The organism is Amycolatopsis sp. YIM 10, assembly GCF_009429145.1.
Classification (GTDB): domain Bacteria; phylum Actinomycetota; class Actinomycetes; order Mycobacteriales; family Pseudonocardiaceae; genus Amycolatopsis.
This window is the reverse complement of the sequence record NZ_CP045480.1, coordinates 2,414,926-2,438,684: the sequence shown is the minus strand read 5'-3', so window position 1 is coordinate 2,438,684 and position 23,759 is coordinate 2,414,926. Positions and strand designations below refer to the sequence as shown.

Genomic DNA, 23,759 nt, shown 5'->3' with positions numbered 1-23,759 from the left:
GTTGAGTGTACAGATGTTCACTGAAGGGGAGTCCCGATGGGAAAGCTCGCTTCGGTCGCCGAGGCCCTGCTCACCCCCCACGGCGTGGACCGGTACCTCGAACTCATCGACCCGATGCTGGTGCGGCGGGGGATCCGGGGCCGGATCACCGCGGTGCGGCGGCAGACACCGGCCACGCTGACCATGACCATCCGGCCGAGCCGGGCCTGGCGCGGCTTCCGCGCCGGTCAGTACGTGCGCGTGACGGTCACCATCGACGGGGTGCGGCGCACCCGCTGCTACTCACCCGCCTGCTCGCAGCACCGGGCGGACGGGCAGCTCGAACTCACCGTCAAGGCACTCGAGGACGGCCTGGTCTCCGGGTACCTGCACCGTTATGCCGAGCCCGGCATGGTGCTCGGGTTGTCCGAGCCCGACGGCACTTTCGGCCTGCCCGACCCGCGCCCGGAACACGTGCTGCTGATCAGCGGCGGCAGCGGGATCACCCCGGTGCTGGCCATGCTGCGCACGCTGGCCGACGAGAACCACCCCGGCGAGGTCGCGCTGCTGCACTACGAGAACGAGCCGGCGGACCTGCCCTACCGCGCCGAACTGGCCGAACTGGTGGCGGACAGGCCCAACTTCCGGGTCCGCTTCGCCTGCACCATGACCGACCGCGGCGGTGACCTGCACGGCTTCTTCTCCCGCGCGCACCTGGACCAGGTGGCGCCGTGGTTCGGCGCCGCGGAGACCTTTCTCTGCGGTCCGGTGCCGCTGATGGATTCGGTGCGCAAGGAGTACGCGAACGAGGGCTTGAGTGAACGCCTGCACACCGAGGAGTTCACGCCACCCGCGTTCGCCGCCGAGCCGGGCGAGGTGACCGGGCAAGTGCGGTTCACCCGCAGCGGCAAGGAGTTCGCCAACTCCGGCAAGCCGCTGCTGGAGCAGGCCGAGGACGCCGGGCTGCGCCCGGAGCACGGCTGCCGGATGGGCATCTGCTTCTCGTGCACGCAGCTCAAGGCCAGCGGCCCGGTGCGCAACCTGCGCACCGGCGAGGTCTCGGCCGAGGACAACGAGGAAATCCAGCTGTGCATCTCCGCCCCCTGCGGGGACGTCGAGATCAACGCCTGAACGAAGGGATTCAACGATGACTGGGCTGCAGGACCGGCTCACCCCCGAGCAGGTCGAGGAGTTCGGCCGCGAACTGGACGACCTGCGCCAGCGGATCGTGGCGGATCTTGGCCAGGAAGACGTGGACTACATCCACAAGCTGATCAAGACCCAGCGTGGCCTCGAGGTGGCCGGGCGCGGGCTGATGTTCGCCGGCTTCTTCCCGCCCGCGTGGCTGGCCGGGGTCGGCGCGCTGTCGCTGGCGAAGATCCTGGACAACATGGAGATCGGGCACAACGTCATGCACGGCCAGTACGACTGGACCCGTGACCCGGCGCTCAGCTCGCAGAACTTCGAGTGGGACACGGTGGCGCCGTCGGACAACTGGCGCCACTCGCACAACTACATCCACCACACCTACACCAACATCCTCGACAAGGACCGCGACATCGGTTACGGGATCCTGCGCATGGACCCGGAGCAGAAGTGGCACCCCTACTACCTGGGCAACCCGGTCTACGCCACGCTGCTGGCGCTGTTCTTCCAGTGGGGCGTGATGCTGCACGACCTCGAGGTGGACCGCGTGCTCAAGGGCGAGCGCAAGTGGTCGGAGTTCAAGGAGGTCCGGGCGAAGATCGCGCGCAAGGCCGCGCGGCAGTTCGGCAAGGACTACGTGCTCTTCCCGTTGCTGACCGGGCCGATGGCACCGCTGACCCTGCTCGGCAACGCGAGCGCGAACCTGGTCCGCAACCTGTGGGCGTTCTCGATCATCTTCTGCGGGCACTTCCCGGCCGACGTGGAGAGCTTCACCGAGGCCGAGACCGAGCAGGAGAACCGCGGCCAGTGGTACCTGCGGCAGATCCTCGGCTCGGCGAACATCAGCGGCGGCAAGCTGTTCCACATCCTGTCGGGCAACCTGTCGCACCAGATCGAGCACCACCTGTTCCCGGACATCCCGGCGCGCCGCTACCCGCAGATCGCGCCGGAGGTCCGCGCCATCTGCGAGAAGTACGGCCTGCCGTACCACACCGGCCCGCTGCGCAAGCAGTTGTTCTCGGTGGCGCGCAAGATCGTGAAACTGGCGCTGCCCGGCAAGGAGCAGCCGGAGCCGGGGCCCCGTACCGTGGTCGGTGACCGGCAACCGGCTGCGGCTTGAGGCAGGACGACAACATGGTGGGTCAGTTCGAAAGCGGCAAGGACACCGTGCAGGAACTCACGGAGTCGGCCGCCACCCATATCGGCAACATCGCGACCATCATCACCGGCGCGGTGCGAGACATCGCCAGGGAGACCGGCGACTGGCTCACGGACGTGATCGAGATGCGGGAGGCGTCGCTGCGCGCCCGCGAGGACGAAGAGCGGCACGGGGTCGTCCCCCATGCCGACCCCGACCCCGACCTCGACACCGGCACCGCGCAGAAGTAGGGATAACCCGGTAGGCGGCCCAGCGCCGGAAGAGGCAGGCTGTTCCCGTGCAGAACGCGGGTATGGCCGTCTTCCGGCGCTGGGTCGTCGAGCCGGTGCGGGGTCCGTTCTGGGGCGAACTCGGCTGGATTCTGCTCGGCCTGCCGCTGGCCGTGCTCAGCCTCGTCGGCATCGTGCTGGTGCTGGTGCCGGGCATCGCGCTGAGCCCGCTGCTGATCGGCCTGCCGATGGTGGCCGGGGCACTGCTCGCCGCGCGCGCCGTCGCGTCGCTGCACCGGGGGCTGACCGCTTCACTGCTTGGCACCGCGGTCCCCGGGCCGACCGGCAAGCCCGCCTCGTTCAAGGCCTATCTCGCCGACGGGCCCGGCTGGCGCGCGGTCGCCTACCTGGTGCTGCGCGTGCCGCTGGCCACGGTCAACCTGCTGGTGGCCGCGTTCCTGGTGGTCTACGGGCTGGGCACGCTGACCTACCCGTTCTGGTGGCTGGTGCTCGACGGACAGGTGCTGCCGGTGTTCGACATCGGCTCGTCGGGACCGGTGCTGTCGATCCCGCTCGCGCTGATCGCGGCCGCGCTGCTGATGGTCACCCCGGCGCTGGTCCACCTCCTGCTTGGCCTCGACCGGGTGCTGGTGCGGGCACTGCTGGGGCCGACCACGCTCACCGAACGGGTGCGGGACCTGGAGGAGAGCCGGGCCGCCGCGGTCGAAACGGCCGACGTGAAGCTGCGGCGCATCGAGCGGGACCTGCACGACGGCGCGCAGGCGCAGCTGGTCGCGCTGGCGATGAAGCTCGGCGTGGCCAAGGACGAGCTGGAAGCCGCCGAGATCGACCTGGATCGGCTGCGCGCGCTGATCGCCGCCGCGCACACCGGCGCGAAGGACGCGCTCACCGAACTCCGCGACCTGGCCCGCGGCATCCACCCCGCCTCGCTGGACGCCGGACTGGAGGTGGCACTGTCCACATTGGCCGCGCGCAGCGAGGCCGAGGTGAAGGTGCTGGTCTCCCTGCCGGAGCGGCCACCGGCCGCGATCGAGTCCATCCTGTACTTCAGCGCGGCGGAGTTGCTGACCAACGCGATCAAGCACGGTGGGGTGAGCCGCGCCGAACTGCAGTTGTTCGAACTGGATTCGATGCTGCGGCTCTACGTCTCCGACCGCGGCCGGGGCGGGGCGCGGATGCACCCGGCCGGTGGACTGGCGGGGCTGGCCGACCGGTTGCGCGCGGTGGACGGTTACCTGTCCATCGACAGCCCGCCGGGCGGGCCTACCGTGGTCGCCGTCGAAATTCCGGTCTAGGGGGCGCTCGTGCGGGTAGTCATCGCGGAGGATTCGACCATTCTGCGCGCGGGGCTGGTCGAACTGCTCACCCTGCGCGGGCACGAGGTCGTCGCCGCGGTGAAGGACGGCGACGCGTTGCGGGCCGCGGTCGCCGCGCACCGGCCGGACGTGTCCATTGTGGACATCAGAATGCCGCCGACCTTCACCGACGAGGGCCTGCGCGCGGCGATCGCGTTGCGCGCGGCGAATCCCGGCGAGCCGATCCTGCTGTTCTCCCAGTACATCGAGACCCGGTACGCGGCCGAGCTGCTGGCCGATCGCGCGGGCGCGGTCGGTTACCTGCTCAAGGACCGGGTCGCCGAGGTGTCCGACTTCCTGGCCGCGCTGGCCAGGGTGGCCGACGGGGAAACCGTGCTCGATCCCGAAGTGGTGACCCAGTTGCTGGGCGCCACCGGGAAAACCGGCGCGCTGGCCGCGCTCACCCCGCGCGAACGCGAAGTGCTGGAGCTGATGGCGCAGGGCCGGTCGAACGCGGCCATCGCGAGCACGCTGTTCCTCTCGCCCGGTTCGGTGGAGAAGTACGTGACGAGCCTGTTCGGCAAGCTGGGGCTGGCGCCGTCGGACGGGGACAACCGCCGCGTGCTCGCCGTGCTGCGTTATCTGGAGTCATGAGGTTACCGTGGAATCCATGCATTCCACCGAGATCGAGGTCCGCACCGGCAAGACCGCCGTGGTGCACGACCTGACCAAGGAGGCCGAGTCGTTCCTCGGCGCGCACGGCGCGGAGGACGGCCTGCTGCACGTGTGGGTGCCGCACGCCACCGCCGGGCTGGCGGTGCTGGAGACCGGTGCCGGCAGCGACGACGACCTGCTCGCCGCGCTCGACGACCTGCTCCCCCGCGACAACCGCTGGCGGCACCAGCACGGCACCCGTGGTCACGGCCGTGACCACGTGCTGCCCGCGCTGCTGCCGCCCTACGCGACGGTGCCGGTGCTCGGCGGGGTGATGGCGCTGGGCACCTGGCAGTCGGTCTGCCTAGTGGACACCAACGTGGACAACCCGGTCCGGCGCGTCCGCTTCAGCTTCCTGGCCGGCTGACCGGACCGGCCACAGCAGCACCACCAGCCCGGCCGCCAGCAGCCCGCCGAGCACCCACACCCCGGTCGCCACGTCCGGCGCGCCCGGGGTGCCCTGCAGCAGGCTGCGCAGGCCCTCGGTGGCGAACCGGAACGGCGTCCACGACCAGAGCAGCCAGCGGTACCCCTCGTGCAGCAGTTCCGGGACCTGCCCGGCGACCGCGGGCGCGAGCAGGTACAGCGGGCCGAGAATCGCCATCGCCCGCACACCGAGCAGCCGCAGCAGCCCGGCCTGCAGCGCGGCGAAGCCCGCCGTGGTGAGCAGCAGGAAACCGAGCACGTCCCAGCCCATCGGCAGCGACGAGTCCCAGAGCTTCGCGAACCCGGCGAGCACCCCGGTGACCAGCACGCTGGTGACCGCGACCTGCGTCAGCCGCGCGCCCGTGCCCGGCTGGTGGTTCCGCCGCGCCGAGACCAGCACCAGCACCGCGCCGCCGACCAGGCAGCCGAGCCAGGCCAGCGCGCTGAGCGCCAGCGGCGTGGTCCGCCCGGCCACGCTCGCCGGGTGCACGGTCTGCACCTGCGCCGGTCCGATCGCTTGGGCGACGGTGGTGAGCACCTGCTGCGCCACCTGCGTCCCGCTCGGGTTGACCGCGCCCGAGACCACCACGACCGGCGGCTGCCCCAGTTCGAGCACACCGTAGACCGCCTTGTCGTCGAGCAGCCGCCGCGCCTCGTCCGGCGTGGTGACCTTCCAGTCCAGTTGCCCGCCACCCTGCGCGGCGATCCGCTCGGCAGCCGCGCGCGCCGGGCCGTCCGGCGCGGCCACCGCCACCGGCAGCCGGTCCGGCGCGACCGTCGCCTGCACGCCGAAGGTCAGGAACCCGAGCACCACGGCAACCACCGCGCCGGCCAGCGCCGCGGCCACCGGCCACATCCGGTTGGCCATCTCTCCTCCATATTTTCATCACTCGTTGAATTATGTGGCCAGAGTGCACCGCGGCGACCCGGAAGTCAACACGCGTTGAAAAGTCACCCGGGTACCGTCGGCGCGGTGAACTCCACTCCACCCCGGCTGGTGCTCTGGGACATCGATCTGACCCTGGTCGACCTGCGCGGACTCGGCGGCCGCTGGTACACCGACGCCCTGCTCGCAGTGACCGGGACCACACTGCGTGAGCTGCCCTCGTTCCCCGGGCGCACCGAGCGCGCGATCACCACGGACATCCTGACCAGGCACGACTTCGAACCGACCGACGAGCTGATCCAGCGCATGTGGCGGGAACTGGTGCGGCTGTCCGAACGCGGCCGGGCCACGCTCGCCCAGTTCGGCCACGCACTGCCCGGCGCCGCCCTCGCACTGTCCACTTTGGCCGGTCGGGGCGTGGTGCAGTCACTGGTCACCGGGAACCTGCCGGAGGTCGCGCTGCACAAGCTGGCCGCGTTCGACCTGCACGGCCATCTCGACCTGGAGATCGGCGGTTACGGCACGCTCTCGGCGCACCGGCCGGACCTGGTCGCGCACGCCATGGCGCTCGCCGCGGAGAAGCACGGGCGGCCGTTCGCACCGGAGGCGGTCGCGGTCGTCGGCGACACCCCGCACGACGTCACCGCGGCACTGGAGCACGGCACGATCGCGGTCGGCGTCGCGACCGGGAAGCACTCGGCGGACGAACTCGCCGACGCGGGCGCGCACCACGTGCTCACGGACCTGTCGGACACGGACGCCGTGATCCGCGCCCTCACCGGGTGAGGGTCAGGGCGCCGGGCTCGCGGGCACCGTCGTCCGCTGCGACTGCGGCACACCCCGGTAGCTGCGCAGGATCCGCTCGATCTCGTCCTTCGTGGTGAAGTCCGGCGCGGTCTGCTCGGCGTAGACGGCCAGCATCACACTGCCCGGCTTGGCCTCGTCGAGCGACCGGGTCGCGATCACCCCGACCATCGCCTTCTTCGGCAGGCAGGCGTGCCCGCCGGTGGTGGTCACCTCGACCAGCCGCAGCGTGGCCGGGCGCGTTCCGCCGTCCCCGAAGGACATCTCCGCGGCCCGCGGCTCGCCGACGGCCAGCTGCGGCGGCGGGCCGTCCCAGGTGTACGCGCGGTTCGCCACCTGGGTCGCGAACTGCTCGGTGGCCACCGCCGGATCGGCCTGCCGGTCCGACCGGACCCCGGCACCGGCCAGCCGCGCGTCCTGGTCCGCCGGGCAGAAGCCGTCCCCGTAGAAGGCGCTTGTCGACATGACGACCTTCGACTGGCCTTCACCTTCCCAGCCGTGCACCGTGTCCGGCTTCGGCGTCCAGCGCGCGGGCACGTCGTAGGCGAAGGTGCCCTCCCCACCGGCGACCGACTGCCAGCCGTCGACGACCGCGGGCACGACGACCTTCGGCGGTGGCGGCGCCGGTGTCCAGGTGCTCGGCGGCGGCGTGTACTCCGCCTCCTCCGCGCCCTGGCTCAGGTACACACCGGCACCGACCAGGATCACCGCGAAGAAGCCGTACATCGCCCCGCGCGAGCCACCGCTCACTTGGTGACGAGCTGCTTCAGGTGCTCGACCACGGCGTCCACGGCCACCTCGGCGCGCTCACCGGAAAGCCGGTCCTTCACCTCGACGACCCCGTTGGCCAGCCCGCGCCCGACCACCAGGATGGTCGGCACGCCGACCAGCTCGGCGTCGGCGAACTTCACGCCGGGCGTGGCCTTGCGGTCGTCGAGCAGCACCCGCAGCCCGGCCGCGTCCAGTTCGGCCGACAGCTTCTCGGCCCCGGCGGCGACCGCCTCGTCCTTGCCCGCGATGACCACGTGCACGTCGGCGGGCGCGACCGAGCGCGGCCACACCAGGCCCAGCTCGTCGTGGTGCTGCTCGGCGATCACCGCGACCAGCCGCGAGACGCCGACGCCGTAGGAACCCATGGTGATGCGCACCGGCTTCGAGTCCGCGCCCAGCGCGTCCAGCTCGAAGGTGTCCGCGTACTTGCGGCCCAGCTGGAAGATGTGGCCGATCTCGATGCCGCGCGCGGCGACCAGCGTGCCCTGGCCGTCTGGCGAGGCGTCGCCCTCGCGGACCTCGGCCGCCTCGATCGTGCCGTCGGGCGTGAAGTCGCGACCGGCCACCAGGTCCACCACGTGGTGGTCGGCCTGGTCCGCGCCGGTCACCCAGGCGGTGCCGGTGACCACGCGGGGGTCGACCAGGTAGCGGACCTTGTTGTCCTGCAACGCCTTCGGGCCGATGTAGCCCTTGACCAGGAACGGGTTCTTCGCGAAGTCGGCCTCTTCGAGCAGGGCCACCTCGGCGGGCTCGACCGACGCCTCCAGGCGCTTCATGTCGACCTCGCGGTCACCCGGGATGCCGATGCCCAGCAGCTGCCATTCCTTCGCGCCGGGCTCACGGGTCTTCACCAGCACGTTCTTCAGCGTGTCGGCGGCGGTGAACCGCCTGCCGAGATCGGCCTGGTTGAGGAAGTCGACCAGGGTCTCGATGGTCGGCGTGTTCGGCGTGTGGTGCACCTGCGCGGCGGGCTTGTCCTCGATCGGCTGCGCGGGGGGCGCGGGCGTGGTGACCGCCTCGACGTTGGCCGCGTAGCCGGATTCGGTGCTGCGGACGTAGGTGTCCTCACCGGTGGACGCGACGGCGAGGAACTCCTCCGACGCCGAGCCGCCCATCGCGCCGGAGGTCGCCGCGACGATGACGTACTCGAGGCCGAGCCGGTCGAAGATCTTCTGGTACGCCGCGCGGTGCGCCTGGTACGAGCGCTCCAGGCCCGCGTCGTCGAGGTCGAAGGAGTAGGAGTCCTTCATCACGAACTCGCGGCCGCGCAGGATGCCCGCGCGGGGGCGCGCTTCGTCGCGGTACTTGGTCTGGATCTGGTAGAGCGTGACCGGGTAGTCCTTGTACGAGCTGTACTCGCCCTTCACGGTGAGCGTGAACAGCTCCTCGTGGGTGGGGCCGAGCAGGTAGTCGGCACCGCGGCGGTCCTTGAGGCGGAACAGGCTGTCGCCGTACTCGGTCCAGCGGTTCGTCGCCTCGTAGGGTTCCTTGGGCAGCAGCGCGGGGAACTGGATCTCCTGGCCACCGATGGCGGCCATCTCCTCGCGGACGATCTCCTCGATGCGCCGCAGCACCCGGATGCCGAGCGGGAGCCAGGAGTAACCACCCGGGGCGACCCGGCGGACGTAGCCGGCGCGCAGCAGCAGGCGGTGGCTGGGCACTTCGGCGTCCGCCGGATCCTCGCGCAGGGTGCGGAGGAACAACGACGACATCCTGGTGATCACTTCGGCTCCTTGGAGGGCTCGGGGTGTCAGCGAAGGATAGTCAACCCACTCCGAACAGCTCCAACGGGTTAAATTGTCGGTGGTGGCGCTTAGCTTGTCCGCATGACCGTTCAGCTGGGCGCGGTGACCATCGACTGCGCAGATCCGAAGAAGCTCGCCGAGTTCTGGACCGCGGCGCTCGGCGTCGAGGTCGTGGTGGACCACGGCGATTTCTTGATGCTCGCCCCCGTTTCGCCGGACGGGGTGATGATCGGCCTGCAGCGCGCCGAGGAGCGGCAGCCCGGGAAGAACCGCCTGCACATGGACCTGCGCACCGAACACCGCGAAGAGGAGGTGAAGCGGCTGGTCGAACTGGGTGCGGAGAAGATCGAGGAGCACCGCGTGCCCGGCATCGTGTGGACGGTGCTGGCCGATCCGGAGGGGAACAGGTTCTGCGTGGGCACCGCTGAGCAGTAGGAGCGCCCGCCAAGTCAGAATCGGGGCATGACTTCACGTGTGCTGGTGCCCTGGTCCGATCTCGGTGAGCTGCCCGCCGGGCTGCGGGTGGAGGTCTACGACGGGGTGTCGGCGCCGCCCGCCGATCTGTCCGACGTGGAGTTCTACGTGCTGCCGTACGACCAGGGCGTCGAACCGGTCAAGCTGATGTCGCGCATGCCCGCGCTGCGTGCGGTGCAGACGCTGTCGGCCGGGGTGGACACCATCCTGCCGTTCCTGCCGGACGGGGTGCCGCTGGCCAACGGCGCGGGACTGCACGACCTGAGCGTGGCCGAGCACGCGCTGGCGCTGATCCTGGCCGCGCAACGGGATCTGCCGCGCTGGTTCCGGCAGCAGGGCGAGGGGTCCTGGGCGCGGGAGCACACGCGGTCGCTGGCGGACAGCCGGGTGCTGGTGCTGGGGTACGGCTCGATCGGCCGGGCGATCGGGCGGTTCCTGCACGCGGCGGAGGCGACCCTGGTGCCGGTGGCACGGCGGGCGCGGCCGGACGAAGGCGTGCACGGGGTGGACGAGCTGGCTTCGCTGCTGCCTTCGGTGGACATCCTGGTCTCCGTGCTGCCCGGGTCGGAGAGCACGCGTGGCCTGATCGGCGCACGCGAACTGGCCCTGCTGCCGGACGACGCGCTCGTGGTCAACGTCGGCCGTGGCGCCACCATGGACACCGACGCCCTGACCGCCGAAACCGGCACCGGCCGACTGCGCGCGGCGCTGGACGTGCTGGACCCGGAACCGCTGCCCGCCGACCATCCACTGTGGACCACTCCGGGCGTGGTCATCACTCCCCACGTGGCCGGGGGTTCGGCTTCGTTCTATCCGCGGGCCAAAGCGCTGATCGCCGCGCAACTACACCGCTACGCCAACGGACAGCCGCTGGCGCACCAAGTGGCTCCGTGACCCCGCGACGCGTCAGTCGACGGCGAGGACGTAGCCGTACCAGCGCTCCGAGGTTTTGAAGCCGCAGCGTTCGTAGATGCCCACGGCGGCGTTGACGTTGTCGACGTCGACACCCAGCGCCGCCCGTGCGTAGCCCGCTGACCTGGCCCGCACCAGCGTGTGCCCCAGCAGCGCCGAGGCCACGCCCTTCCCCCGCAGCTCCGGCAGCGTGGCGACGTGCGAGATGTACAGCTCCCGCACGCCCGTCGCCTTGGCGTCGCCTTCGTAGAAGTCGCTGAGCACCATGGAGACGACTTCGTCCCCGCGCAGCAGCAGGAACGAAAGCTCCGGCCGGAACGCCGCGCTCCCGGTGATCAGGTGCCGCCACGCCTCCGGGCTCTGCACCGAGCTGCCCCAGTGCTCGGCGAAGGTGATGTTCCGCGTCTTCAGCACCGCGTCGAAGTACTCGTCCGAGTACGTGACCAGGCGGAATTCCGACGGCAGCGCGAGCGCGGGCGGGAGCGCGCCAAGATCCGCCCGCATCTCCAGAAAGGTCCGCGCGCGGTGGTAGCCCGCCTTCTCCAGCTGCCCCAGGTACCACCGCTGGTTCTCGTGCCCGTTGCCGTGCAGCTCCAGCGGCGCCTCCGGGAACACCTTCAGGTGACGTTCCCGGCACGACCGCTCGGCCCAGGCCAGCACGTGCGCCCCCACGGCGTCGGTGCGGAACTCCGGGTGCACGGTCGCTTCGAAGCGCATCTGGTGCACCGGGTCGGCCCCGTCGCGCACCCGGTTCACCGCGTAGGCGACCAGCCGGTCCCCCACCCAGCCCGCCAGCGAGCCGTGCTCCAGGTCGACGTTCGGGCTGGTCAGGCTCTCGGTGACATCCTGGGTGGTCTCGAACTCACCCGTCGGCTCGGCCTGGTTCGCGGCGGCGAGCAGGTCGGCGACCGCGGCCATGTCGGACAGGGTCAGCGGCCGCCAGGCCGGCTCGGTGCGCTCCATGTGACGCAGCCTAAGTCGGCCCGCCTCACCCGGCCCACCGATTTTCCGCGGCGGTTACCCTGCTGGCGTGCTGGTGCTGCTCCCTCCCTCCGAGACCAAGGCGACCGGCGGGGACGGACCGCCGCTGGACCTGGACTCGCTGTCCTCGCCCGAGCTGAACCCGGTGCGCGCCAAGATCGCCGACGCGCTGGCCGAACTCGCCAAGGACGTCCCGGCCGGCCTCGCCGCGCTCGGCATCTCCGAGCGCCAGGCCGAGGAGGTCGAGCGCAACGCGGAGCTGTGGACCTCCCCCACGCTGCCCGCGCTGCGGCGCTACACCGGCGTGCTCTACGACGCGCTCGACATCACCAGCTTCAAGAAAGCCGAGCTGGCCAGGGCGAACGAGCGGCTGGCGGTGGCTTCGGCGCTGTTCGGCATCGCGCGCGCCACCGACCGCATTCCCGCCTACCGCCTGTCCGCCGGGAGCACGCTGCCCGCGCTGGGCGGCCTCCGCCCGCTGTGGCGCCCGGCGCTGGAGCCGGTGTTCGCCGGGATAGAGGGGTTGGTCGTCGACCTGCGCTCGGGCGGTTACGCGGCGCTGGCCCGGATCCCCGGCGCGGTGACCGTGCGCGTGGTGACCGAGGACGCGCGCGGGCAGCGCAAGACGGTCAGCCACTTCAACAAGGCCTACAAGGGAAAGCTGGCCGCCGTACTGGCCGCCACCGGCCGCGCTCCATCCACTGTGGACGGGCTGGTGAAGGTAGCCGCCAAGGCCGGGCTCGCCGTGGAACGCACCGGCGAGCACGAGCTGGAGATGCTCACCGGCGAATGAACCGGTCCGGGTGGTAGGCCGTCAGGTCTTCGTCGACCGGGGAACCGAGCAGCTGCGCGGCGGCCACGTGACCCGAGTACGGCGCCAGCGTCAGGCCCGCCGGGCCGAAGCCGGTGACGATCATCAGCTCGGGGTGCCCGTCCGGACTGCCGAGCACGGGCAGGCCATCGGGCGACGCGGGGCGGAAGCCGATCCGGGTTTCCAGCAGCGTCGCGTCGGCGAGTCCCGGCGCGACGGCCAGCGCGCTGTCCAGCACCTCCCGCTGTCCCGCCGCGGTGACCCGGTAGTCGAAACCGGAGCCGGTCTCCCTGGTCGCGCCGACCACCACGCGAGAACCCGGGAAGGCCAGCAGGTAGTGGCTCGAAATCGGCAGCACGACCGGCCACGCGTCGGTCGGTGTGCCGGGCAGTTCGAGGTGGCTGATCTGGCCGCGCTGCGGTTCGATGCCGAGCCGCAGGTGCACCGGCGCCAGCAGTTCGTCTGTCCACGCCCCGGCGGCCACCACCACGGCGTCGGCAGGCACCACCTCGTCGCCGATGCGCGCGCCGGTCACCTTGCCACCGTCGACGAGCAGCTCCGCGCTCCCGGAAATCGACCGCACACCCCGCGTCTCCGCCGCGCCGAGCAGTGCCGCGCGCAGGTGCCGCCCGTCGACGCGGCCGCCGCCGGAAATGTGCACCGCGCCGAGTTCCGGTGCCAGCGCGGGGAAGTACGCCCTGGCGTCGACCGGATCGAGGCGCTGCACCTGTCCCACGGCCGGTGCGGTGGCCGCGCGCTCGGTGACGCGCTTCTCCGCGGCGTCCAGCTCACCGGAGTCCTCGGAGACCACCATCGCGCCGACGATCTCGAACGACGAATCCTCGCGGCCGTCCTCGGCGAGCTGCTCGACGAGGTTCGGGTAGAACGCCGCCGCCCGCGCCGCCAGGTGGTACTCCTCGTCGCTGCGGCGCGAAGTCCACGGCGAAACGATGCCCGCTCCAGCCGAGGTCGCCACGCCGTCGTGGTCGTGCCCGGCCAGCACCACTTCGGCACCGCGGCGGGCGAGCTGATAGGCCGTCGAAGCCCCGGCGATGCCGGAGCCGATCACCAAGACGCGCATGATCCCCACCCTGGGGCAAGGGCTCGGCACGGGACAACCCTTACCGGCCGAGCACCGCCATCGCCGCGTTGTGGCCGGGTATGCCGCTCACGCCGCCACCGCGGACGGCACCGGCACCGCACAGCAGGATCCGCTCGTGCCGGGTCTCGACACCCCAGCGCCCGGTGCCCTCGGTCGCGTACGGCCACGACAGGTCGCGGTGGAAGATGTGCCCGCCCGGCAAGCCCAGCTCGGCTTCCAGGTCGAGCGGCGTTTTCGCCTCGATGCACGGATTGCCGTGCTCGTCCTTCCAGAGGCAGTCCTCGATCGGCTCGGCGAGCACGCTGTTCAGCGAGGCGAGCGTCGCCGTCAACGCCGCCGCCCTCGCCGAGTCGTTGTCCTCCCGGAACAGCCGCGCGGGCATGTGCAGGCCGAACAGGGTGAGCGTCTGCGCACCGGCCGCGCGTTCGGCCGGGCCGAGGATCGACGGATCGGTCAGCGAATGGCAGTAGATCTCGCACGGCGGCAGCGACGGGATCCGGCCCGCGTCGGCTTCCGCGTGCGCGGTCGCGAGCTGCCGGTAGTCCTCGTTGACGTGGAAGGTGCCGCCGAACGCCTCGTGCGCGGCGACCCCGCCGTCACGCAGGCGCGGCAGCCTGGTGAGCACCATGTTGACCTTGAGCTGCGCGCCTTCCGGTGACTCGCCCGGCGGCTCCCCGCCGAGCAGCCTGGCCAGCGTGGGCGCGGCGAGGTTCGCCAGCACGTGCCCGCCGTGCACGACGTGCTCGGTGTCGCCGTGGCGGTAGCGCACCTCGCCGTCGGGCTGGATGGCGAGCACCTCGGCGTCGGCCAGCAGCTCGGCCCCGGCAGCGCGGGCGGTGTCCGCGAGCGCGCCGGTGACCGCGCCCATGCCGCCGACCGGCACGTCCCAGTCGCCGGTGCCGTTGCCGATCACGTGGTAGAGCAGGCAGCGGTTCTGCCGCAGCAACGGATCCCCGGCGGCGGCGAAGGTGCCGATCAGCGCGTCGGTCAGCACCACCCCGCGCACGGTGTCGTCGGTGAACGCGGTCTCCAGCGTTTCGGCCAGCGGCCGCTCGAACAACGCTTGCCACGCCTCGTCATCGGCCACCCGCGCGCGTAGTTCGTCCTTTGTGGGCAGTGGTTCGGTGAGCGTGTCGAAGGTGCGCTCGGCGACGCGCCCGGTCATCGCGTAGAACCGCTGCCAGGCTTCGAAATCCGCCTCACCACCGGTGATCGCGGCGAACGAGGCGTCGGTGCGCGCGGGGTCACCGGTGTCCACCAGCAGCCCGCCGGAGCCGACCGGGGTGTAGGAGGACATCCGGCGGCGGCGCAGGTCCAGCGGCAGCCCGAGTTCGGTGACGATGCGCCGCGGCAGCAGGCTGACCAGGTAGGAGTACCGCGACAACCGCACGTCCACGCCGTCGAACGCGCGGAACGAGACCGCCGCTCCGCCCAGTTCCGCCCGGCGCTCCAGCAGCAGCACCGACCGGCCCGCCCTGGCCAGGTAGGCGGCCGCGACCAGCCCGTTGTGCCCGCCGCCGGCGATCACCACGTCGTACCTCGTCACCTGCGTTCCTCCCGTTCACTCGGACCGTGCGGCCACTGTGTCAGTTAATTCGGTTGCGCGGATCGGCCGGACTCGCGAAGATCATGCGCGTCGACTGACGAGCCGGTGTTCCGGCGGATAGCGAGGAGGTGCCCTGTGGCTAGGACTGTCCTGGGCTTGCCCTGCGCCCGATCCGCCGCCCTGACCGGCTGACGCACGCGCGTCCACCAGCGCCGGCGGGGCACCATCCCTCTTCAGGAGCCCACCAGTGCGCAAGCACGACCTCGATTTCGAACGCCTGGAAAACACGCCGGCACGCCGCAAGAGCCGGCGTGCCCGCTTCGACGACGAACCCGAACCGAGCCGCCGCGGGCGGCTCACCGAAGAAGAACGCGTCCGGCTCGCCCACCAGCGCGCCGACGCCTACACCGAAACCGCGATCCCCGGCGGCGGCGACCGCTGGTCCACCTGGGCCGACGGTGAGCAGGGCCCGCACCCGCGGCCCAGCTGGGTGATCACCCAACTGGCCGCGGTGGACACCGAGCTGGGGGTGCTCAAGACCGGTAAGGAGGCCGACGTCCACCTGCTGCGGCGCGGGCTGTCGGACGGCCCGCAGTCGCTGCTGGCCGCCAAGCGGTACCGCAGCAACGAACACCGGATGTTCCACCGCGACGCCGGCTACCTGGAAGGCCGCCGGATGCGGCGGTCGCGGGAGATGCGGGCGATCGAGACCCGCACCGCCTTCGGCCGCAACCTGATCGCCGAGCAGTGGGCGGTCGCCGAGTTCGCCGCGCTGTCCCGGCTCTGGGGCGCGGGCGTGCCGGTGCCGTACCCGGTCCAGCGCAGCGGTACCGAGCTGCTGCTGGAGTTCATCGGCGAGGAGGACGGCACGGCCGCACCACGGCTGGCGCAGGTGCGCACGGACGAGGACGGCCTGCGTGACCTCTGGTACCAGCTGGTGTCCGCGCTGGAGACGATGGCGGCGCACGGGCTGGCACACGGCGACCTGTCCGCGTACAACCTGATGGTCCACCGCGACCGGCTGGTGCTGATCGACCTGCCGCAGGTGGTGGACATCGTGGCCAATCCGCGCGGTCTGGAGTTCCTGGCCAGGGACGTGCACAACGTGGCGAGCTGGTTCGCCGCGCGGGGCCTGCCACCGGAGGTGCTCGACCCGGAAGCCCTGGTCGGCGAGCTGCGCCAGGCGGCGGGACTGCCCTGAACGAGGAGGGCGGAAAGGTGAGCGCGCTCACCTTTCCGCGTTACCCCGATGGGGCGTTGCCCACAGTTCCCGCCTCGGCTGCGCAGACGGAAAGGCTCTCCGGTATTCTGATACAAGACCGCAACCGGCGGCGTGGATGAGTGGTGTCCGTCGCCTCCAAGGGCCAAAACCGTAAGGCCCCGCGGTATCCATCAAGCGGCGCATGGTGTGCAGAACACGATGTGCCGGGTATGTCCCTGAGAAAGCCCACCGCAACACCACCTTGTCCTGCCTGCGTGCGGACAACCGGGCCTCCCTTGTGACGTGCCACGTCCGAGAGGCATTTGTGACAGTCACGCTCGATTCCGGCAACACCTCCGCGCGCCACGGCAACCGTAAGCCGCGGATTCGGAACACCGACGGTGCTCCCGCCGTCGTCGCCACCCAGGCACCCCTGAAGACCTTCGCCGAGCTGAACCTCCCCGAGCCGCTCCTGCGGTCGCTGCGGGAAGCCGGCATCAACTCCCCGTTCCCCATCCAGTCGGCCACCCTGCCCGACGCGCTCGCCGGGCGCGACGTGCTCGGTCGCGCGCAGACCGGTTCGGGCAAGACGCTCGCCTTCGGCCTGGCTCTGCTGAGCAGGCTCGACGGCGGCAAGGCCCGTGCCAAGCGCCCGCGCGCGCTGGTCCTGGTCCCGACCCGTGAGCTGGCCATGCAGGTGGCCGACTCGCTGACCCCGCTGGCCAAGTCGCTCGGCCTGTGGTGCCGCACGGCCGTCGGCGGCATGGCCTTCAACCGGCAGGCGGACGCGCTGCAGCGCGGCGTCGACCTGCTGATCGCCACCCCCGGCCGGCTGTCGGACCACGTCCGCCAGGGCACCTGCGTGCTCGGCGACGTGAACTTCGTCGCGCTGGACGAGGCCGACCAGATGGCCGACATGGGCTTCCTGCCGCAGGTGCGGGAGATCCTCGACCTCACCCCGGCGCGCGGGCAGCGGCTGCTGTTCTCGGCCACGCTCGACGGTGACGTCAAGAAGCTGGTCGACCGCTACCTGACCGACCCGGTCGAGCACTCGGTCGCGCCGGTCACCGCCAGCGTCACCACCATGGACCACCACGTGCTCCAGGTGTCCTACCCGGACAAGCAGGCCGTGGTCACCGAGATCGGGGCCCGCGAGGGCCGCACGATCATGTTCGTGCGGACCAAGCACCACGTGGACCGGCTCGCCGAGCGCCTGCGCGCTTCCGGTGTGCAGGCCGCGGCCCTGCACGGCGGCAAGACCCAGGGGCAGCGCAACCGCGTGCTGGCCGACTTCAAGGCCGGGCACACCCCGGTGCTGGTCGCCACCGACGTGGCCGCCCGCGGTATCCACGTCGACGACATCAGCCTGGTGCTGCACGTGGACCCGCCCGCCGACCACAAGGACTACCTGCACCGGGCCGGCCGCACCGCGCGCGCCGGGGCGTCGGGCACCGTGGTCACGCTGATCACGCACGACCAGCGCCGCACCATGAAGCGGCTGACCGATCGCGCCGGGGTGCGCGCCGAGACCGCCAGCGTGCGGCCCGGCGACGCCGAACTGGCCCGGATCACCGGGGCACGCCAGCCCAGCGGTGAGCCGGTGCCCGAGCGCGAGCAGCGCCGGGACACCCCGCGCCGCGGTGGCCCGCGGGCGTACGGCGAAAACCGTGGCGGCGGCCGTCCCGGCTTCGGCGGCCGTGGCCGTCAGCCGCGGGGCAACGGCTCCGGCCGCCCGCAGCGCTCGGGCCGTGGCCCGGCGCGCCGCGGCTGGTCGAACGACTGACGCGTTCCACCTGAAGGGCTCCATCACCGTTCGCGGTGGTGGAGCCCTTTTTTACGGTTACGGCTTCATGGCTACATCGGGAAGAGTTCGAAGTCCGTGGCCAGGCGGCCGCCGAAGCGCTTGCCGGTTTCTTCCGCGGCGGCACGCAGAAAGGTCTCCGGCTCACCCATTTCGCCGCCGAGTGCGGCCAGGTACGCCTTGTGCTCCTTGAGCGACGCGATCGCGCGGTCCAACGTCGTGGTGATGTCGACCGCGTGCGTCGAGCGCGGGGACGACGCACCGGCCACCCAGCGCACGCCCTGCCACGGTTCGAGGCCGAGATCGCGGAAGATCCAGCGGTTCGCGGCGTCGCGCACGGCGTCCAGAGTGGCTTCGCCGACCACCCGGTGGTCGGCCATGTTCAGGTACCCGCCCGGCCAGGTCTCCCGGTGGTTGCTCATGATCACCAGCTCCGGCCGGTGGCGCCGGATCGCCGCCGCGATGTCCCGCCGCAGCGGCAGGCCGTATTCGATGACCCCGTCCGCGTGGTCGAGGAACTCCACGTCGTGCACACCGACCACGGCCGCGCTGGCGATCTGCTCGGCGGTGCGCAACGGGCCCGCCTCCTCCGGTGCCAGCGTGTCGATCCCGGCCTCACCGCGGGTCACCAGCAGGTAGGCCACCGACTTCCCGGCGTCTGTCCACTTCGCCACCGCACCGCAGCCGCCGTACTCGAGGTCGTCCGGGTGCGCGACCACCGCCAGCGCGCGTTCCCAGTCTTCCGGCATCGGCTGCAGCTCGTCCCCGGTCACCGTGCGTCCTCCTCGAATCGATCGCATGCGAGACTGCCAGGCGTGAACGCACCCGGTCCAGTCCCCGCGCCCGACCACGTTTTCGACTGGCTCGACGCCGAAGCGGAAAAGCGCGCCGCCGCCGGGCTGGTCCGCAGGCTGCGACCCCGGCGCGCGGACACCGGCGAGGTCGACCTGGCCGGCAACGACTATCTCGGCCTGGCCCGCGACAAGCGCGTCGCCGGGGCCACCGCGGCCGCCGCGTTGCGCTGGGGCGCCGGGTCGACCGGTTCACGACTGGTCACCGGGTCGACCGAACTGCACGCCGAACTGGAGCACGAACTCGCGCGGTTCTGCGGCACGCAGGCGGCGCTGGTGTTCTCCTCCGGGTTCGCCGCGAACCTCGGCGCGGTAACCGCGTTGTCCGGTGCGGAATCCGCGATCGTCACCGACAAGTACATCCACGCCTCGCTGATCGAGGGCTGCCGCCTTTCGCGCGCGGACGTCGCCGCGATCGCGCACAGCGACATCGCCGGAATCACCCGCGCGCTCGCGACGCGCCGCAAACAGCGCGCGCTGGTGGTCACCGACTCGGTGTTCTCCGTCGACGGTGATCTGGCGAAGCTCGGCGAACTCGCCGAAGCCTGCCGCGCGCACGGCGCGGCGCTGCTGGTCGACGACGCGCACGGCTTCGGTGTGCTCGGCGAAGGCGGCCGCGGCGCGGTGCACCAAGCGGGTCTGGCGGGTGCGCCCGACGTGGTCACCACGATCACGCTGTCGAAGTCGCTCGGCGCGCAGGGCGGCGCGGTACTCGGCCCGCGCCGCGTGATCAAGCACCTGGTCGACACCGCGCGCAGCTTCATCTTCGACACCGCGCTCGCGCCGGGAAGCGCCGCCGCCGCGTTGTCCGCGCTGAACGTGCTGCGCGCCGAACCCGAGTTGCCCGGCAAGGTGCTCGCGGTGGCGAGCCGCCTGTCCGAGAAGCTCGCCGAAGCCGGGTTCACCGTGAGCACCCCGGACGCCGCGGTGGTCTCGGTGCAGGCGCCGAGCCCGGAAAAGGCCGTCGCCTGGGCGGAAAGCTGTGCGGAACAAGGTGTCCGCGTCGGCTGCTTCCGCCCGCCGTCGGTACCGGACGGCATCTCCCGGCTCCGGCTCACCGCCCGCGCCGACCTCACCGAGTCCGATGTGGACGCCGCGGTGAAGGTGATCGTGGACTGCGCGCCGCGTTAGGTCCTTCATAAGCGGCGGAGCCGCTTGTTGTGGGCCGTGAACCCGCACCGCCACGCAACCCACTGTCAAAACACTGCTGGCTACCGGCGCATCGTGACGTGCGGGATGCCGTCTTCGAGGAACTCTTCCCCGGTCGGTTCGAAGCCGAACTTCGCGTAGAAGCCCTTGGCGTAGGTCTGCGCGTCCAGCACCGCCGGAGCGTCCGAAATGGACTCGAGCGCGGCGTTCATCAGCTGCGCGGCCAGGCCGCGCCCGCGGGCCGAACCCGCGGTGACCACGCGTCCGATGCGGAACCCGCCGCCCGGCTCTTCGAGCACGCGCAGGTAGGAATCCACCCCGGACTCGCCGTTCAGCCAGAGGTGCCTGGTGCCCGGCAGCAGGTCTCTGCCGTCCAGCTCGGGGTAGGGACATTCCTGCTCGACGACAAAAACGTCCACGCGCAGCTTGAGAATCGAATAGAGATCGCCGGCGGACACCTGGTCCCCGGTCGCGGCCCGAACCATGCTTTCAACCACGGCGTATGCCTAGCACACGCCGTGGTCGGAAGGAGGAGCGGAGTCGTCAGTCCTGCGAGCGGACCTCCGTGGTGAACGCGGCCACCCGCGCGTACACACCGGGGCGATCCGGCCGGGCGCAGCCCTCGCCCCAGGAGACGATGCCGATCACCGTGTCGCCGACCAGCAGCGGGCCGCCGGAGTCGCCCTGGCAGGCATCCACCCCGCCGTCGGGATAACCGGCGCAGAGCATGGTCGACTTGTCGTAGCTGCTGAAGCTGTTCTTGCAGCTCTCGTCGGAAACCACCGGCACGAGCGCACCACGCAGGTAGTCCGAGCGCGGGCCGCCGTCGGCGGTGCGGCCCCAGCCGAGCACCTTGGCCTTGGTGCCCTCGCGGTAGAGGTCGGCGTCGCCGGTGTCCGGCAGTTTCGCCGCGCGGTAGGGCATTTCCTCGTCGAGGGTGAGCACGGCGACGTCGTTGCCGGTGGTCGGGTCCCGGAACTGCGGGTTGATCCACACCTTGTCCACCTCGCTGACCACCCCGGCGCTGGTGCGCTGGTCCTGCCGCCCGGCGACCACGCGCAACTCGGTGCGCTTCATCGCCTGCGCGCAGTGCGCCGCGGTCAGCACGCCCCTGCCCGAGATCAGCACCCCGCCGCAGAACTGGTTGCCGTCGCGATCGGTGAGGTAGACCGCGTACGGGTGGTCCGCGATGGAGGCTTCGGTCCCGCCGACGATGTAGGGCTGGGTGTTGGTGGCGGTCGCGTCGCCTGCGGCGGGCACCAGGGCGATGGCCCCGGCCAGCACCGCGGTGGCCGCCGTCAGCACCCCGCGGCGGCGGGACTTGTTCGGCATGGAGATGTTCCTCTCGAAGGTCGGGGAGGCGGTCCGATTACCCTAAATGGCCCAGCCCCGCAGCGGTGTCCCTGAACCGGGTGGACTGCCGGTCACGCTGCGGCTCTGTCACAGTGGGAGCGTGCGACCAACGGCCCCGGCAGCGGTTCTCGCCGTGCTGCTGCTCCTGCTCACCGCCTGCGGCGCGGAGCCCCCACCTGCGCCTTCGCCCGCGCCGAGCGCGACACCGGCACCGCAGCCGCCGGTTACCCGATCGAGTGAGGCCCCGGCACCCCAGCCGACGTGGCAGGTCGGCGCCCGGCCGCTGCCGCTGCGCGCGGACGGCTTCGGCGAGGTGCTGCCGACCCCGGCCGAACTGGCCGACCGGCACCTCCCGAGCGCGGATCGGCTGCCCCCGCCGGTCGGCGGCGAGTACGCCTCGACCGTCGAAGCGGTGCCCGGTGACGTGCTCGCGCGGAGCACCTGGCAGCCCGGCTGCCCGGTCGGCGCCGCGCAGCTGCGGTACCTGACCATGTCGTTCTGGGGGTTCGACGGCCGGGCGCACACCGGCGAGATGCTGGTGAACGCCTCCGTCGCGCAGCCGGTCACCGAGGCGTTCGGCGCGCTGTTCGCGGCGAAGTTCCCGATCGAGGAGATGCGGGTGACCAGGGCCGACGAACTGGACGCGCCGCCGACCGGTGACGGCAACAACACCACCGCCTTCGTCTGCCGCCCGGTGCGCGGGCAGAGCAGTTGGTCCGCGCACGCCTCGGGGCTGGCAGTGGACGTGAACCCGTTCTGCAACCCCTATCTCAAGGGTGACCTGGTGCTGCCGGAGCTGGCTTCGGCCTACACCGACCGCGCCAACCAGCGACCGGGCATGGTCCTGCCCGGCGGGGTGGCCGAGCGGGCCTTCCGGGCCATCGGCTGGACCTGGGGCGGCACCTGGGACTCGCCGAAGGACCTGATGCACTTCTCCGCCACCGGCGGCTGACCGGGAACAAACCGGTACCCGCGTTAGGTTTGACCGACGAGAAGAACCCACCCTTCTACCGACAGGATGGCAGCGTGCCCCACTACGACCTGGTGATCATCGGCACCGGCTCCGGCAACTCCGTGCTCGACCCGCGGTTCGCCGGCTGGAAGACCGCGATCGTGGAAAAGGGCACCTTCGGCGGCACCTGCCTGAACGTGGGCTGCATCCCGACCAAGATGTTCGTCTACCCGGCCGATCTGGCCGCGGCCGTGCCCGCCGGCGCGAAGCTGGGCGTGGACCTGGAGCTGACCGGGGTGCGCTGGCGCGAGATCCGCGACCGGATCTTCGGCCGGATCGACCCGATCGCCGCGGGCGGCAAGCAGTACCGCGTCGAGCACGAAGACAACGCCAACGTCGACGTCTACGAGGGCGAAGGCCGGTTCACCGGGATGAAGCAGCTCCAGGTGAGCCTCAACGACGGCGGCACGGAAACGCTGACCGCGGACCGGTTCGTGCTCGCCGCCGGTGGCCGTCCGGTGATCCCGGACATCCCCGGCCTCGCCGACAGCGGCTACTACACGTCGGACACGGTGATGCGGATCGACGAGCTGCCCGAGCGGCTGGTCATTCTCGGCAGCGGGTTCATCGCCGCCGAGTTCGCGCACGTCTTCTCCTCGTTCGGCGTCGAGGTCACCGTGGTCGCGCGCTCGGGTGCGCTGCTGCGTGCCGAGGACGAGGCGGTCAGCCAGCGGTTCACCGAACTGGCGGCGGAGAAGTACGACGTCCGGCTGAACCGGCGGACCACCAAGGTGCGCCGCACCGACACCGGCGTCTCGCTCGACCTCGAAGGCCCGGACGGCACCGAGACGATCGACGCGGGCCTGCTGCTGGTGGCCACCGGGCGCAGGCCGAACTCGGACCTGCTCGACGTCGCCGCCACCGGTGTGTCCACAAAGGACAGCGGGCACGTGGTGGTGGACGAGTACCAGCGCACCGGGGTCGACGGCATCTACGCGCTCGGCGACATTTCCTCGGTGTACGAGCTGAAGCACGTGGCGAACCACGAACAGCGCGTGGTGCAGCACAACCTGCTCCACCCGGACGCCCCGGTCGCGGCGGACCACCGGTTCGTGCCGCACGCGGTGTTCAGCGCGCCCCAGATCGCGGCGGTCGGCCTGACCGAGGCGCAGGCCAAGGCGCGGGGCGTCAACTACGTGACCTACACCCAGGACTACGCCGGGATCGCCTACGGCTGGGCGATGGAGGACACCACCGGCTTCGCGAAGCTGCTCGCCGACCCCGCCACCGGGCAGCTGCTCGGCGCGCACATCATCGGCCCGCAGGCGGGAAGCCTGATCCAGCCGGTGATCCAGGCGATGAGCTTCGGCCTGGACGCGCGGCAGATGGCACGCGGGCAGTACTGGATCCACCCGGCGATGCCGGAACTGATCGAGAACGCGCTGCTGAACCTGCCGCTGGACGACTGAGG

Annotated in this window: 24 protein-coding genes; 15 read left to right on the top strand and 9 right to left on the bottom strand. The window is 71.3% G+C overall.

The window, feature by feature from the left end; translation table 11 throughout:
• Positions 1-36 precede the first annotated feature (36 nt).
• Genes YIM_RS11855 through YIM_RS11830 form a run of 6 tightly spaced genes read left to right on the top strand, consistent with a single transcriptional unit; the run spans position 37 to position 4,890 of the window.
• Entirely contained in the window at positions 37-1,110 is a 1,074-nt protein-coding gene (locus YIM_RS11855; protein WP_153030405.1) for a ferredoxin reductase, read from the top strand.
• A gap of 16 nt (positions 1,111-1,126) precedes the next feature.
• Positions 1,127-2,245: an acyl-CoA desaturase gene (locus tag YIM_RS11850; RefSeq protein WP_153030404.1), complete on the top strand. Its 1,119-nt coding sequence runs from the start codon at positions 1,127-1,129 to the stop codon at positions 2,243-2,245.
• A 14-nt stretch (positions 2,246-2,259) separates the two neighbouring features.
• Positions 2,260-2,514, top strand: a complete 255-nt coding sequence (locus tag YIM_RS11845) for a hypothetical protein (RefSeq protein WP_153030403.1) — start codon at positions 2,260-2,262, stop codon at positions 2,512-2,514.
• 47 nt (positions 2,515-2,561) lie between these two features.
• Entirely contained in the window at positions 2,562-3,809 is a 1,248-nt protein-coding gene (locus YIM_RS11840) for a sensor domain-containing protein (RefSeq protein WP_228004683.1), read from the top strand.
• A gap of 9 nt (positions 3,810-3,818) precedes the next feature.
• Entirely contained in the window at positions 3,819-4,463 is a 645-nt protein-coding gene (locus YIM_RS11835) for a response regulator transcription factor (protein ID WP_153030402.1), read from the top strand.
• Between the two features lie 16 nt (positions 4,464-4,479).
• Positions 4,480-4,890 (top strand): secondary thiamine-phosphate synthase enzyme YjbQ, encoded by a 411-nt coding sequence (locus YIM_RS11830; protein WP_153030401.1) that lies wholly within the window; start codon positions 4,480-4,482, stop codon positions 4,888-4,890.
• Here the strand turns inward: YIM_RS11830 and YIM_RS11825 are convergent.
• A complete protein-coding gene (locus YIM_RS11825) occupies positions 4,828-5,817 on the bottom strand; it encodes an ABC transporter permease (RefSeq protein ID WP_153030400.1) in 990 nt (329 codons plus the stop codon). The genes YIM_RS11830 and YIM_RS11825 overlap by 63 nt on opposite strands.
• Before the next feature lie 105 nt (positions 5,818-5,922).
• Here YIM_RS11825 and YIM_RS11820 point away from each other — a divergent pair, with 105 nt between their 5' ends.
• Positions 5,923-6,621 carry an HAD family hydrolase gene (locus YIM_RS11820; protein WP_228004682.1) on the top strand — a complete coding sequence of 233 codons (699 nt, stop codon included), beginning with the start codon at positions 5,923-5,925 and terminating at the stop codon, positions 6,619-6,621.
• 3 nt (positions 6,622-6,624) lie between these two features.
• Here YIM_RS11820 and YIM_RS11815 read toward each other — a convergent pair whose 3' ends face one another.
• Positions 6,625-7,389, bottom strand: a complete 765-nt coding sequence (locus YIM_RS11815; RefSeq protein WP_153030399.1) for a hypothetical protein — start codon at positions 7,387-7,389, stop codon at positions 6,625-6,627.
• The gene (locus tag YIM_RS11810) at positions 7,386-9,134 is read right to left on the bottom strand and encodes a proline--tRNA ligase (protein WP_153030398.1); all 1,749 of its coding nucleotides are present in this window, start codon (positions 9,132-9,134) and stop codon (positions 7,386-7,388) included. The genes YIM_RS11815 and YIM_RS11810 overlap by 4 nt, the downstream gene beginning before the upstream one ends.
• Before the next feature lie 102 nt (positions 9,135-9,236).
• Here YIM_RS11810 and YIM_RS11805 point away from each other — a divergent pair, with 102 nt between their 5' ends.
• Both YIM_RS11805 and YIM_RS11800 read left to right on the top strand, forming a co-directional pair.
• On the top strand, positions 9,237-9,590 hold the full coding sequence (locus YIM_RS11805) for a VOC family protein (RefSeq protein ID WP_153030397.1): 354 nt from the start codon (positions 9,237-9,239) through the stop codon (positions 9,588-9,590).
• A gap of 27 nt (positions 9,591-9,617) precedes the next feature.
• Positions 9,618-10,523 (top strand): 2-hydroxyacid dehydrogenase, encoded by a 906-nt coding sequence (locus YIM_RS11800; RefSeq protein WP_153030396.1) that lies wholly within the window; start codon positions 9,618-9,620, stop codon positions 10,521-10,523.
• A 12-nt stretch (positions 10,524-10,535) separates the two neighbouring features.
• On the opposite strand, the gene YIM_RS11795 is transcribed toward YIM_RS11800, so the two are convergent.
• Entirely contained in the window at positions 10,536-11,504 is a 969-nt protein-coding gene (locus YIM_RS11795; protein WP_153030395.1) for a GNAT family N-acetyltransferase, read from the bottom strand.
• 67 nt (positions 11,505-11,571) lie between these two features.
• Here YIM_RS11795 and yaaA point away from each other — a divergent pair, with 67 nt between their 5' ends.
• Positions 11,572-12,315: a peroxide stress protein YaaA gene (gene yaaA / locus YIM_RS11790; RefSeq protein ID WP_153030394.1), complete on the top strand. Its 744-nt coding sequence runs from the start codon at positions 11,572-11,574 to the stop codon at positions 12,313-12,315.
• Here the strand turns inward: yaaA and YIM_RS11785 are convergent.
• Positions 12,302-13,414, bottom strand: coding sequence for an FAD-binding oxidoreductase (locus YIM_RS11785; RefSeq protein WP_153030393.1), 1,113 nt, complete (start codon positions 13,412-13,414; stop codon positions 12,302-12,304). The genes yaaA and YIM_RS11785 overlap by 14 nt on opposite strands.
• A 40-nt stretch (positions 13,415-13,454) precedes the next feature.
• Entirely contained in the window at positions 13,455-14,981 is a 1,527-nt protein-coding gene (locus YIM_RS11780) for an NAD(P)/FAD-dependent oxidoreductase (RefSeq protein ID WP_153030392.1), read from the bottom strand.
• Between the two features lie 247 nt (positions 14,982-15,228).
• Between YIM_RS11780 and YIM_RS11775 the strand changes: the two genes are divergently transcribed.
• Together YIM_RS11775 and YIM_RS11770 are read left to right on the top strand one after the other, a co-directional pair.
• On the top strand, positions 15,229-16,182 hold the full coding sequence (locus YIM_RS11775; RefSeq protein WP_153030391.1) for a serine protein kinase RIO: 954 nt from the start codon (positions 15,229-15,231) through the stop codon (positions 16,180-16,182).
• 325 nt (positions 16,183-16,507) lie between these two features.
• Positions 16,508-17,965, top strand: coding sequence for a DEAD/DEAH box helicase (locus tag YIM_RS11770; RefSeq protein WP_153030390.1), 1,458 nt, complete (start codon positions 16,508-16,510; stop codon positions 17,963-17,965).
• 71 nt (positions 17,966-18,036) lie between these two features.
• Here the strand turns inward: YIM_RS11770 and YIM_RS11765 are convergent, their stop codons facing one another.
• Complete coding sequence (locus YIM_RS11765; protein WP_153030389.1) at positions 18,037-18,783, bottom strand: PIG-L deacetylase family protein; 747 nt, start codon at positions 18,781-18,783, stop codon at positions 18,037-18,039.
• A gap of 15 nt (positions 18,784-18,798) precedes the next feature.
• On the opposite strand from YIM_RS11765, the gene YIM_RS11760 reads away from it, so the two are divergent.
• Complete coding sequence (locus YIM_RS11760) at positions 18,799-19,965, top strand: 8-amino-7-oxononanoate synthase (protein ID WP_153030388.1); 1,167 nt, start codon at positions 18,799-18,801, stop codon at positions 19,963-19,965.
• A gap of 80 nt (positions 19,966-20,045) precedes the next feature.
• Here YIM_RS11760 and YIM_RS11755 read toward each other — a convergent pair whose 3' ends face one another.
• Both YIM_RS11755 and YIM_RS11750 read right to left on the bottom strand, forming a co-directional pair.
• On the bottom strand, positions 20,046-20,468 hold the full coding sequence (locus YIM_RS11755; RefSeq protein ID WP_153030387.1) for a GNAT family N-acetyltransferase: 423 nt from the start codon (positions 20,466-20,468) through the stop codon (positions 20,046-20,048).
• A 58-nt stretch (positions 20,469-20,526) separates the two neighbouring features.
• A complete protein-coding gene (locus YIM_RS11750) occupies positions 20,527-21,315 on the bottom strand; it encodes a trypsin-like serine protease (RefSeq protein WP_153030386.1) in 789 nt (262 codons plus the stop codon).
• 121 nt (positions 21,316-21,436) lie between these two features.
• Here YIM_RS11750 and YIM_RS11745 point away from each other — a divergent pair, with 121 nt between their 5' ends.
• Both YIM_RS11745 and YIM_RS11740 read left to right on the top strand, forming a co-directional pair.
• Positions 21,437-22,288: a M15 family metallopeptidase gene (locus tag YIM_RS11745; protein ID WP_228004681.1), complete on the top strand. Its 852-nt coding sequence runs from the start codon at positions 21,437-21,439 to the stop codon at positions 22,286-22,288.
• A 74-nt stretch (positions 22,289-22,362) separates the two neighbouring features.
• The gene (locus YIM_RS11740; RefSeq protein ID WP_153030384.1) at positions 22,363-23,757 is read left to right on the top strand and encodes a mycothione reductase; all 1,395 of its coding nucleotides are present in this window, start codon (positions 22,363-22,365) and stop codon (positions 23,755-23,757) included.
• Positions 23,758-23,759: the final 2 nt, after the last annotated feature.

What these genes read in the sequence shown, in the direction of transcription:
- YIM_RS11750 (WP_153030386.1), bottom strand. Translation starts at nt 21,315, where the DNA reads ATGCCGAACAAGTCCCGCCGCCGCGGGGTGCTGACGGCGGCCACCGCG.
- YIM_RS11755 (WP_153030387.1), bottom strand. Translation starts at nt 20,468, where the DNA reads ATGGTTCGGGCCGCGACCGGGGACCAGGTGTCCGCCGGCGATCTCTAT.
- YIM_RS11795 (WP_153030395.1), bottom strand. Translation starts at nt 11,504, where the DNA reads ATGGAGCGCACCGAGCCGGCCTGGCGGCCGCTGACCCTGTCCGACATG.
- YIM_RS11765 (WP_153030389.1), bottom strand. Translation starts at nt 18,783, where the DNA reads ATGCGATCGATTCGAGGAGGACGCACGGTGACCGGGGACGAGCTGCAG.
- YIM_RS11845 (WP_153030403.1), top strand. Translation starts at nt 2,260, where the DNA reads ATGGTGGGTCAGTTCGAAAGCGGCAAGGACACCGTGCAGGAACTCACG.
- YIM_RS11855 (WP_153030405.1), top strand. Translation starts at nt 37, where the DNA reads ATGGGAAAGCTCGCTTCGGTCGCCGAGGCCCTGCTCACCCCCCACGGC.
- YIM_RS11825 (WP_153030400.1), bottom strand. Translation starts at nt 5,817, where the DNA reads ATGGCCAACCGGATGTGGCCGGTGGCCGCGGCGCTGGCCGGCGCGGTG.
- YIM_RS11830 (WP_153030401.1), top strand. Translation starts at nt 4,480, where the DNA reads ATGCATTCCACCGAGATCGAGGTCCGCACCGGCAAGACCGCCGTGGTG.
- YIM_RS11785 (WP_153030393.1), bottom strand. Translation starts at nt 13,414, where the DNA reads ATGCGCGTCTTGGTGATCGGCTCCGGCATCGCCGGGGCTTCGACGGCC.
- YIM_RS11805 (WP_153030397.1), top strand. Translation starts at nt 9,237, where the DNA reads ATGACCGTTCAGCTGGGCGCGGTGACCATCGACTGCGCAGATCCGAAG.
- YIM_RS11850 (WP_153030404.1), top strand. Translation starts at nt 1,127, where the DNA reads ATGACTGGGCTGCAGGACCGGCTCACCCCCGAGCAGGTCGAGGAGTTC.
- YIM_RS11800 (WP_153030396.1), top strand. Translation starts at nt 9,618, where the DNA reads ATGACTTCACGTGTGCTGGTGCCCTGGTCCGATCTCGGTGAGCTGCCC.